Source organism: Colwellia sp. MB02u-10 (genome assembly GCF_014077185.1).
Classification (GTDB): domain Bacteria; phylum Pseudomonadota; class Gammaproteobacteria; order Enterobacterales; family Alteromonadaceae; genus Cognaticolwellia.
Map to the genome: position 1 here is coordinate 38,786 of NZ_JACGVK010000136.1, position 10,591 is coordinate 49,376.

At 36.8% G+C, this 10,591-nt stretch carries 7 protein-coding genes and 4 tRNA genes; 9 read left to right on the forward strand and 2 right to left on the reverse strand.

Annotated elements, in window-relative coordinates; all coding sequences use genetic code 11:
• The first annotated feature begins 166 nt into the window (after positions 1 to 166).
• Positions 167 to 1,387: an RDD family protein gene (locus tag H4J59_RS19545; protein ID WP_259369584.1), complete on the forward strand. Its 1,221-nt coding sequence runs from the start codon at positions 167 to 169 to the stop codon at positions 1,385 to 1,387.
• Positions 1,388 to 1,599: 212 nt separating this feature from the next.
• On the opposite strand, the gene H4J59_RS17165 is transcribed toward H4J59_RS19545, so the two are convergent.
• Positions 1,600 to 3,888, reverse strand: coding sequence for a carbohydrate binding family 9 domain-containing protein (locus H4J59_RS17165; protein WP_182241227.1), 2,289 nt, complete (start codon positions 3,886 to 3,888; stop codon positions 1,600 to 1,602).
• Between the two features lie 820 nt (positions 3,889 to 4,708).
• Here H4J59_RS17165 and H4J59_RS17170 point away from each other — a divergent pair.
• The 8 genes from H4J59_RS17170 (at position 4,709) to H4J59_RS17205 (ending at position 8,794) form a co-directional block, all read left to right on the forward strand.
• Entirely contained in the window at positions 4,709 to 5,473 is a 765-nt protein-coding gene (locus H4J59_RS17170; protein WP_182241228.1) for a DUF599 domain-containing protein, read from the forward strand.
• A gap of 6 nt (positions 5,474 to 5,479) precedes the next feature.
• Positions 5,480 to 5,971 carry a DUF2919 family protein gene (locus tag H4J59_RS17175; RefSeq protein WP_182241229.1) on the forward strand — a complete coding sequence of 164 codons (492 nt, stop codon included), beginning with the start codon at positions 5,480 to 5,482 and terminating at the stop codon, positions 5,969 to 5,971.
• A 61-nt stretch (positions 5,972 to 6,032) separates the two neighbouring features.
• Positions 6,033 to 6,767, forward strand: a complete 735-nt coding sequence (gene dnaQ, locus H4J59_RS17180) for a DNA polymerase III subunit epsilon (protein ID WP_220469870.1) — start codon at positions 6,033 to 6,035, stop codon at positions 6,765 to 6,767.
• 140 nt (positions 6,768 to 6,907) lie between these two features.
• The gene (locus H4J59_RS17185) at positions 6,908 to 8,164 is read left to right on the forward strand and encodes a TIGR03503 family protein (protein ID WP_182241230.1); all 1,257 of its coding nucleotides are present in this window, start codon (positions 6,908 to 6,910) and stop codon (positions 8,162 to 8,164) included.
• A 170-nt stretch (positions 8,165 to 8,334) separates the two neighbouring features.
• Positions 8,335 to 8,411 (forward strand) — tRNA-Asp (locus H4J59_RS17190).
• Between the two features lie 51 nt (positions 8,412 to 8,462).
• Positions 8,463 to 8,539 (forward strand) — tRNA-Asp (locus H4J59_RS17195).
• Between the two features lie 51 nt (positions 8,540 to 8,590).
• Positions 8,591 to 8,667 (forward strand) — tRNA-Asp (locus H4J59_RS17200).
• 50 nt (positions 8,668 to 8,717) lie between these two features.
• Positions 8,718 to 8,794 (forward strand) — tRNA-Asp (locus H4J59_RS17205).
• Positions 8,795 to 9,009: 215 nt separating this feature from the next.
• On the opposite strand, the gene H4J59_RS17210 is transcribed toward H4J59_RS17205, so the two are convergent.
• Complete coding sequence (locus tag H4J59_RS17210; protein WP_182241231.1) at positions 9,010 to 9,975, reverse strand: integron integrase; 966 nt, start codon at positions 9,973 to 9,975, stop codon at positions 9,010 to 9,012.
• Positions 9,976 to 10,591: the final 616 nt, after the last annotated feature.

Consider the following 10,591-nt stretch of genomic DNA (forward strand, 5'->3'; position numbering starts at 1 on the left):
TAGTAATAGTTATATTTATAACCAGGTAACTGATATTGATAGCTTTATTTTATTTTTTTATCGCTAAGATACAGTAACTCCCAAGGTAGAGATGGATGACGCTGGTAGATAATTTATAAGCTAAGTTTTGGATAAATAACTTAAAAAATATCACAAGGAGATTTCAATGATGGCGAAAATACAAGCAAAAAAACTGTCTGATGAAGAAACGCGTGAAATATTAACACCACTGGCTTTTAAAATTGATAAGTCGCTGTTTGGTATATCATTAGCTGTACCATGGCGCCGAGGCATGGCACTACTCGTAGATTTATGTTTTGTGGCTTTGTTAAGTGGGGCTCCTGGCGAGTTACTGGCTTTTTTGGTGGCGATAACGCTATTTAAACTTGGCAGTAAAAAACGTGGTAATACATTGGCTAAAAAAAGTGCTTTAAGCAAAATAATTTTACGTGTTTTTGCTGCGTTAATTGTTTTCGTCGTCTTGATTGATATTTTACCCAAGCTCTTTGCTGAACTAGAGACCTTTAATCATCATGTTGAGCAAGCAGGGCAGAGCCAAGGTACATTATTGGGTAATAAAAATAATCAAAGCCATACAGAAAATATGACTGAACAAAACACTAATAGCTCAGAGGATAATGACTTTATCAAAGTCACACTCACCCTAGCAGCAGGCATTGCAATTTCTCAAACTGACTGTGTTGATTATCCATGTTGGCTGCAGTTGTGTGAAAGTTTATCATCGGCCTATAGCGAGCAAACAGCCTCAACGATAGAAATTAACAAATTTAATGCTGACTTACTTGAACGTGTGGCTAAGCAAAGCCGTTTAAGTCAGCAAGAAATAGCCCAGTTAAGTGAGCAACTTGAACAATTAGCTTTAGCTGCTCAGAGTAAGCCGCCATTAATTAAGCACAAAATTAAACACAAAGTTGAGAAAAAAGTTGCGGTGACTGGCGCTGAACAAAGCAATACCACCAGCGAAATAAATAAAAAAACGGTTGCTGTTCCGTCGAGTTCATCGGTATATAAAGGCTTTGCTTGGTTACAAGGTTTAGTCGAAGATCTGGGGCTAGGTTTTGGTTGGGCAGCATTTTATTTCACCATGTTTACCGCACTTTGGTATGGGCAAACACCGGGCAAAAAACTGTTTAGTATTCGAGTGATCCAGCTTGATGGCACGCCGTTATCAATATGGGACAGTTTTGGGCGTTATGGTGGCTATGGTGCTGGCATAGCCACAGGTTTACTTGGCTTTGCACAGATATTTTGGGACCCTAATCGACAAGCTATTCATGATAAAATTTCAGCAACAATTGTCGTTAATGATACTGATATTGAGAGTAAAATAAGCAGAACAAACACTGCTGAGCAGACCGTTGCTTAAAGCCCCTCCTATTATTAAACAGCCTAGAACGTTTGTTGAGAACTGAACAACAAACGTTAAAACGTACCTGCCTTTAGGCACAAGGTGGGTTAGGGAGAGACATTAACCTTTGTTGCACTGTAAGTTATCAGCGTAATCAAATGTTTAATTTGTTATTGATTACACTGATAACGGATGTGATTAAGATTAATTTAAGTTGCTGGTATTAATACTTATGGCAACCATGCATAACTAATTTTACTGTAAATGGTACGTTGATCTCGCGTTAAGTCTTTCAATCTATCATCTTGATAACTATTATCTGAATAGCCCAAGTAAAAGACGGTTTGTGGGTTTATTTTATAAGCATAAATTAGCTGTGTTGATAAGTTGTTATCTTTTACTGAATAGGCGCTGGGATTATTATTTAGGTTGAAATCAATGTCGGTGTAAACAACGTTTAATTTTAAATAGCTATAAATATTAAACTGATATGAAACACGAAGTTCGGTTAAGTTTTCTGTAAAGACGTTGGCATTATCGGCCTCTAAATCGCTGTAAGTGTGCGAAAACTCAAACTCTAAATGTTTATTAACGTTATAATTTATATAGCCATAAAGTGCTGTGACTTCACCAAGTCGGTCATTAACATAATCAATTTTATCGCCCATGGTTAATTCAAGCTCAGTGGAGAATTGCGCTGTTGGCTGAATATAACCATAGATAACGAGCTGATTTTCTTGGAAACGTTTGGTGTTACCGTCAATGCTGTTATCAATAGGTAAATTAAAATCTAGTTCATGACGACGTAAACCAATTTTATCAGCGCTAACTAGCATTGCATCAAACACTGATAGCATTGGGCCATCAATACTGAAGCTTGAAGAGACAGAACGCTCTAATAACTCACCGTTTTCATTGTGTAATATTTGCCATTGGCCAGCAAACTTCATTTTTTGCCAAGCACTGTCAGGTTCGCCATAGATAAAACGATTAACCAACACATTACTTTTTTGATAATCAGCACGTGGCATAAAACCTAAATCAGCACGAAATTTTTCGCCTATTTCTTGATGTTCTGAAAACACCTGCCAATATTCAGAATCATGCTCATACTGAATTTTAAAGGCATGGTCGTTAAAGTTCTCTACTTGGCCGCTGTCGGTAAATTGTGCTGAGTCTTTAGTATCAGCCACCAATATTTGTGCTTGGAATGAGTTTGAGTCATTTAGACGATATTTTGAATCAAGCCCTGAAACAAAGTTATGATAACTATCGGTTTGGCGTAAGGTGCTAATAACACCAAGAGATAAATCGTCGTTAACATCATAGCGATATTTTATTGCCCCTGACTCACTCTTCTCATCTAATGAAATTAATCTTGATCCCGTATTACCAGGCAGAATAATATTGGTTTGCGTATCATTGGTCATGAATGCGCCATAACTATGTTGGCCTTGGGTGCCTGTTAGTTTGGCGCCGTATTCGGGATCAGCAATGTTTCGCGTGTAGACAAGATCAAAGTTACTGGAAAAATATTCTGAATTTTCAACAAAAAACTGACGTTTTTCATCATAAAATAATGAAAAGGTTTTATTAACACTTAACTGGCCGGCATCTGACTCAACATTAGAAAAATCGGGGTTAACGGTAACATTTAATAAGGTGTTGGCATTAATGCCCCAACGTAGATCTAAACCGGCATCAATATCGTTTTCACTTTGCCAATCTGTTTTGGGCGTAAATATTTCACGACTTTCGCTCTTACTAGCGACTAAGGTTGGCGTGATCATAATATTTTTGCTGGCTTTAGCGTCTTTAAATCCGGTTATTTCTGGGATTTGACATAACCAACAAGCATCGTCGCGATCAAGTTCAATGTGGGATATCCGCAAACGTGTATCACGCGGGTATAAGCGCACTAACTCCATTGCCCAAGTTTTAACATCATCATTGTCGTCAAAATTTAAAATATGATAGGGAATCGCAATTTCAACTTGATAGCCGGTTTTCGTTATTTTACCAGCAGATTGCCAAATACCATCCCACGCTTCGTCTTTACTGCCAGTCATTTCATTGAAAATAGCGTCATGTTGTACGCCGTGTGGATTAACAAAAAACTCATAGTTTAAACGGCGATTATTGTAAGTATCTAATTTAAAACCGACTAAGTCATCTCTCCAGCGAGTATCGCGGTCACCTAAAAATCCTTGAATTAATTCAGGATTAGGATCTTGGGCAATAAAAGCGATGTAGAGAAACTCGCCATTTTCAACAATTTTGGCGCTTGTTGAAACTGGGCTAGATTTATTGTTCCAAGGGCTATTAACAATATCAAGGGATACATCAAGGGCTTGCTGCCACAAAACATCATTTAACTTACCGTCAATTTTTAACTTAAGGTCTACATGGGGAATATTTAATTGTGCCAGTTTCACAGTGTTTTCTTGAGCAAAACTAGGCTGTATAAATAGTATAAATGCGCTGGCGAGTGAATATATGCCACGAATACTAAATTTCAAATTTACCACTCCAATCTTATTATTTTATATTTTAACGTAATAACTTCCACGCTAACGAGAATTCCTTTTCACAAATTGTTACAAATTTGCTAAGCAATGGCAATGTAAACTTTTGTTTTGGTAGAAAAAAACTCTATTAATGATGATTTATTTAGCAATATAAAAATATGGCTTTATTTATATTGCTATTTATATTGTCATTTATGAAACGAATTATGAGGCTTATTTAAGCTAGGTTTGATGAACAAAATTGGCCGTTTATAGCTTGATTTTATTGCGATATAGAGTCGTTTGGTAGATGACTTTTTGTTATGTCGTCAATGTTTTTGTGCGCTAATTTTGAGGCGATATATCAATAGTTGAATGGGTTTGTGTGGCTATGATGTATAAAAATATAAAAATATAAAAATATAAAAATATAAAGTTTGTAGATTAAATTACTAGGCAGTGTGTTATCGGTTAATTGAGTAATAAATACCTTTTCACCATTGGGATTTAATGGGCTAGGTTTTGCTTAAGCTTACCTTAGGTTTAACGTCAAGGTGCTTATTTAGTTTGCAATTAATTTAGTTTGCAATTAATTTAGTTGCTAAAGCGGTTTTTATTACCTAGTTGCTTGTTAATACGATTAATTTACCATCCTATTTTTAGCTTTTTTTAGCATAACGCCAAGTAACCTAATTCGTTATTTCAATTGATATTATCATAAAAAAGTTATACAAAAATTATGAAAAATTAATGAATAATTGCTCGAATCTTAAAAAATTGTAGAGCATAATAACTTCATCTTTATTAAAAATGATAAGTCTTTGTAAATACTATGCCATTTTCTCTGCTTGATGTTATCGCGCTTTGCTGTTTTTTTATTTGTTGGGCGGGGTATACCGGATTTGCACGTAAAAAAGCAAAAACAACGAACTGTGTTGCAAGATGCTTGCATCAACATAGAATTTATTGGATGTATGAAATTATTGGTCGTGATGTTCGGGTTAGTGAGGCCGCCTTACTTGCTAATTTAGAACGTAATATTTCCTTTTTTGCTTCCTCTACCTTGTTAATATTAGCGGGTGTTTTAACATTGTTTGCTCAAGTTGAGCGTCTTGAGTCAGTGATTGGCTCAATTCCATATGCTAGCTTTCCTAATCATGTCATGATCCAATTGAAGCTCAGTTTACTCACATTTATTTTTGTTTTGTCATTTTTTCAATTTACTTGGTCAATGCGCCAATATGGTTTTCTTAATGTCATGATTGGTGCTTGCCCATTTGATGACAGCGGTGAGAATAAAAACTTGAAAAAATACGCTGAACAAATGGCTGTAGTGCAAGACCAAGCGGCTCATTCTTATAACTACGGTTTACGCTCTTATTATTTCTCTATTGCTGCTTTATGTTGGTTTTTTCATCCATTAATTTTTATGATAGCCAGCTTATTTGTTGTTTATACTTTGTACAACCGCGAATTTCGCTCAAAAGCAGTCAAAGCGATTACCTTAGGGCAAAAGTATTTGGAGCTTGAGTCTGTTGCTAGGCATGCAAAGGCCAGTAATACAACAAACACTAATCAAAACGTGAGTGATAAGTAATGCTTTATGTCAGCTAAATATTACGCGCACTTTTTACCAAAACACTTTGATAGTTTTGACTGTTTAAAATTAGCACCCGGCATTTACATTATTTTACTGTTTATATTGCGTGCCTATATTATTTGGATCATGTCAGTGACTAATATGCGTGATCACGTGGGTATGATTCAGTGGGTTTTTCCACAAACTGCACTGTTTTATTTAAATTTAGCTTCAGGTGTTATTGGCTTGTTTATTGTACTTATTTTAAGTTTACGCCGACCTAAAGCGCAAGCTTGGGTGCGTATTTGTTGGCGAAAATGTAAAGTATTGCTCATTTCAGCGTTAACTTTTGATTTGTTTATTGGGGTTTTAGGCTATTTTATTTGGCAACTTCAATCGATAACTTGGTTGCTAGTACATTGTTCGTTGGTAATATCCGCGATTGTCTATATTTTATTTAGTAAAAGACTTACCATTAACATTGCAGAATTTCCTGAAGCTTTACCTGAAAAGTGACATTAAAAGCCTTCATACCATCTTGTAAACACAGGCATAACAAAAATTTAAGGGTTAGACATTGATTGAACAAAATACACAAGACGAACGGCTGATCATACTGGATACAGAAACCACAGGTCTTAATCCTCGTGAAGGGCACCGTATTGTTGAAATTGGTTGTGTAGAAATGATCAACCGTCAGCTAACTGGCAGAAATTTTCACGTTTATGTCAAGCCAACGGTGCGCGGCATACAAATGGTTATGGACCAAGAAGTTATTAATATTCATGGGTTAACCGACGAATTTTTACGTGACAAACCAGTGTTTGAGCAAGTAAGCCAAGATTTTGTTAATTTTATTAAAGGTGCTCGTTTAGTTATTCATAATGCCAAGTTTGATGTTGGTTTTATGGACCATGAGTTTTCGATGGTGCGAGGCCTGCCTAAAACAACCGATATTTGTACTATTACCGATACCTTAAAAGTAGCCAAAGACGAATTTGGCTCACCTAAGACCTTAGATTATTTAGCCCGTTTTTATAAGGTTGATAAATTAATTGACCGTACTTACCATGGTGCGTTAATAGATGCGCAGTTACTGGCGTTTGTTTACATTGAAATGACCCGTAAACAGGCAACGTTGAACTTGCAATCAGGTGATAGCCAAGCAGAAGATGCTAACGCCATTCGAAGAGTTAATAGTAATCACCAAAAATTAAAGGTTTTGGTTGCCACTGCCGATGAACTAGCTGAGCACGAAAATCGTTTAGTTATCGTTAATGACAAAGGGGCTGCGCCACTATGGTTGAAATAAGCAGGGTTGAAATAAGCAGGGCTAAAATAAATAGGGCTGAAATAAATAGGGCTGAAATCAATACGACAAAAATAAGTAAAGCAAAAATAGCTTTGTTTAACACCCAACCATTATTCATAGCACGCTGTGCTAGGGTGGTAATGGCACTAATGTTCAGTTTAAGCGTAAATGCACAGCAAATAGGTGCTGAAATTGAATATGTTGATGATAGCGCCACCAATCAAATCCCTTATTTTGACAATCGCTTTCGTATTGATGAACAACTAGATGAAGCAACACTTATATTTTATCACCGCAGTGGCGCCAAGCCCATTATTCTTGTCCGCCCTGATGGCTCAAAACTAAATATTAACAATTACTCTGAAGACAAAGTGCAATGGTTTGATGATCAAACCTTCGATATGCTCAAGATAAAATCACCCATGATTGGTCCATGGCAAGTAATAGGACAGGTACAAGCCAACAGTAAAATTATGGTGGTATCAGAAATTAGATTAGAAGTGACACCACTCCCCGAAATTATTTTACAAGGTGAAACATTAAAAGTGGTAGCGCGCTTATTTAATGGTGATTTGATCATTAACGACCCTTTATTTCAAGACGTATTAACACTTAATGTTGATTTTTTGAGTACAAATAACTCTGCCTTCGACAATTTTGGCGCAGCGGCCATTCAATTAGCTTCATTTCGTGATAATGGCAGAGGTTTAGACGAACATGCCCATGATAGCTTGTTTACCGGTGAACTGGAGTTGGATTTTGCCCCAGGCGAGTGGCAACCTATTTATATTGTTAAAATGCCTATGATCACAAGAGAATTACGACAAAAGCCGATTGTAGTGCAGAAAAACCCCATCAGCATATCAGTAGTGACAAACCAAGGTGAAAATAATACCCATGTGGTTACCTTTACTATTGATGATAGTTTTGTTGAAGCTGACAGTATTCTCATTCAAGGTAAAGTGACTTTTCCCGATCAACAAGTAGAACCTTTTACTGTAGTGCAAGAGCAAGGCCTTACCCGTACGCATACAATTGCCTTTACCGAGCCTGGAGTGCACCGTATAAAAGTAGGGGTGTTTGGTGATATTCAAAATGGCAGAGAATTTCAAGCAATATTACCTGAGTTTACTTTTAATGTTGACCGCTTACCCGAAGCAGGTATCTTAGCGGTTAACCGCGGGTCTAATAATTTAACCTCTGAGCAAAAAAATGCACAAGTAATCGCTAATGCAGCAATTGAAGCTGAAAAGCTTGCGCAAATAAAAGCAACGCAAGAAGCTAAAGTGGCCAACCAACAACAAGCAACACTTTTGTATATTGTTGGCGGAAACACCTTAGTGATCATAATTGCCGCATTGATGTTTGTTTTTATACGACGTAAAAAGCGTAAATAAAATGGCTTAATGGTATTTTATTATAGGTTTTTGCTGTTAAAAACGTCGTATTGTTCATCAATTAGACATATAAGCAAATGAATGGAAAAAACTGGTTGACGGCATCGAATCTTAACCGTATTATTCCGGCCGCATTCAACGAGTTGTGTTGAAAGCAGCGATTAATGTGTGGAGTGGTAGTTCAGTTGGTTAGAATACCGGCCTGTCACGCCGGGGGTCGCGGGTTCGAGTCCCGTCCACTCCGCCAATTAATCAAAAGGTTGTAAGTCCTTTTAAAATTTTCAGAAGCAAGATGTGTGGAGTGGTAGTTCAGTTGGTTAGAATACCGGCCTGTCACGCCGGGGGTCGCGGGTTCGAGTCCCGTCCACTCCGCCAATTGTTTCAAAGGTTGTAAGTCCTTTCAAAATTTACAGAAGCAAGATGTGTGGAGTGGTAGTTCAGTTGGTTAGAATACCGGCCTGTCACGCCGGGGGTCGCGGGTTCGAGTCCCGTCCACTCCGCCAATTGTTTCAAAGGTTGTAAGTCCTTTTAAAATTTACAGAAATAAATACGCGGAGTGGTAGTTCAGTTGGTTAGAATACCGGCCTGTCACGCCGGGGGTCGCGGGTTCGAGTCCCGTCCACTCCGCCAATTTATTTTATTTTTACCTGTGATCCCAATCTAATTAGCATTTTAATGTGATTAGCGATAAAAAATCTAAAATCCAGCTATATCCTCCTTTATTACACAAGCCAAATTTCTTCAAAAGATATCCTTACTTGCCTAGCCTATAAGTTCATTTATTTGAATTTTATTCAATAGTCATTAAAGCCATTATTAAAACATAGCCAGTAGGCTGTAACTACTTATATTAAAGCCGATAATGGACTTGTAACACCGTTTGCGCCTCGTTCTATGACATGTGTGTATATTTGCGTTGTTCTAATGTCGCTATGGCCCAATTGTTCTTGCACAGTACGAATGTCTGCACCTCTTTGAAGTAGATGAGTTGCGAAAGAGTGACGTAAGGTGTGACAAGTTACATTTTTATTTATATTTGACTTCATTGACGCTACTTTTATTGCCTTTTGAATAACAGTTTCGTTTATATGATGCCGTCTTAACTTATTGACTTCAGGGTCTAGCGATAATCGACTTGATGGAAATAAATAATGCCAATTAAATGTTTTAGCTGCGCTCGGATATTTTCGTGCTAAAGCAAAAGGTAAATATACACCAGAGTAGTCAGCATTATTCATATCTAATACGTAATAAGCGCTCACCTGTGATATTTGATTTTTTAGTGCTTCTGTTAACTCAGGAGCTAATGTAACCGTTCGATGCTTACCCCCTTTTCCATTCCAGACTTCAATGCAATGATAATCAAAATTGATATCTTGAACCCGTAAACGTACCGCTTCCATTAAACGCAAGCCACTGCCATACATTAATTGACACAGTAACAGGTTATTTGTATTTACAGCCGTTAAAAGCGCTTTGACTTCTGCTGTAGTTAATACTGTGGGAAGTTTTGGCGTTACTCGAGATTTATTAAAACGCAACTCAAGGCTAAGTGGCTTTATTAAAATATGTTTATATAAGTAGTTAAGCGAATTTAACGCTAACGCCTGAGATTTAGGGGCAAGATTTAAGTTATTTGAAAGGTAACTAAGAAAATTTTCGACTTCTTTATTATGGCAATCGTTTGGATGTATTTTTCCAATAAAGATAATATACGCTTTAATCCAATATAAATAAGACTCAATAGTGCGTTTGGCGTAGCGTCGTGTCCACATAGTTTCTTTGATATGCGAGAGAAATTCAGATTTCATAATTATTCCTTATTAATTTTAAAGATGTACTGTATATAGTTACAGTTTAGCTTCATATCCCGCTTTTATGTATAAAGCGGGATTTAATCTGTCTTTCTACATCGCTATATTCAAAAAGTGAAATTAACGTGTTGAATTTTAATATTAAGTTATGTATATTAATTTGAATAAATATTCATTAGTTGGACATTCACCTTTGTTGAAAGTGGGATTTTATCCGTCTAATAAAGCTGTTATTTGGCACCACGAAATCAAGTTAAAATTTATTTGTAAGCGCGGTGTTTTAATATTGGTTTGGTGTGTGGTTCATAAGTTTTCGCCTAAGCGGTTTTGTTATTACCGCTAATAGGCTTTGCTATTTTTAAGACAATATTGCTGTAAAGCCATTAGCTAAATATCCTTTAGTGTTTGGCTCAAAGTTCAAGGTTGGGTTAGTCGTGGCGCTGGGTATTTTTTGCTGCTACGGTCGGGCTGCCTTAAGCTGTAAAGTGCTTGTTATCGTTAGTGTTCTCACGCTACCATCAAATAACAAGGTAATTCAATCTGACAAATATAGCTTGTCTCGTTTTTTGCAAAAGGCGCAAAAACCAATCCAACTATTTTTGCAGTTTAATTA

What these genes read in the sequence shown, in the direction of transcription:
- H4J59_RS19545 (WP_259369584.1), top strand. Translation starts at nt 167, where the DNA reads ATGATGGCGAAAATACAAGCAAAAAAACTGTCTGATGAAGAAACGCGT.
- H4J59_RS17170 (WP_182241228.1), top strand. Translation starts at nt 4,709, where the DNA reads ATGCCATTTTCTCTGCTTGATGTTATCGCGCTTTGCTGTTTTTTTATT.
- H4J59_RS17175 (WP_182241229.1), top strand. Translation starts at nt 5,480, where the DNA reads ATGTCAGCTAAATATTACGCGCACTTTTTACCAAAACACTTTGATAGT.
- H4J59_RS17185 (WP_182241230.1), top strand. Translation starts at nt 6,908, where the DNA reads ATGGCACTAATGTTCAGTTTAAGCGTAAATGCACAGCAAATAGGTGCT.
- H4J59_RS17210 (WP_182241231.1), bottom strand. Translation starts at nt 9,975, where the DNA reads ATGAAATCTGAATTTCTCTCGCATATCAAAGAAACTATGTGGACACGA.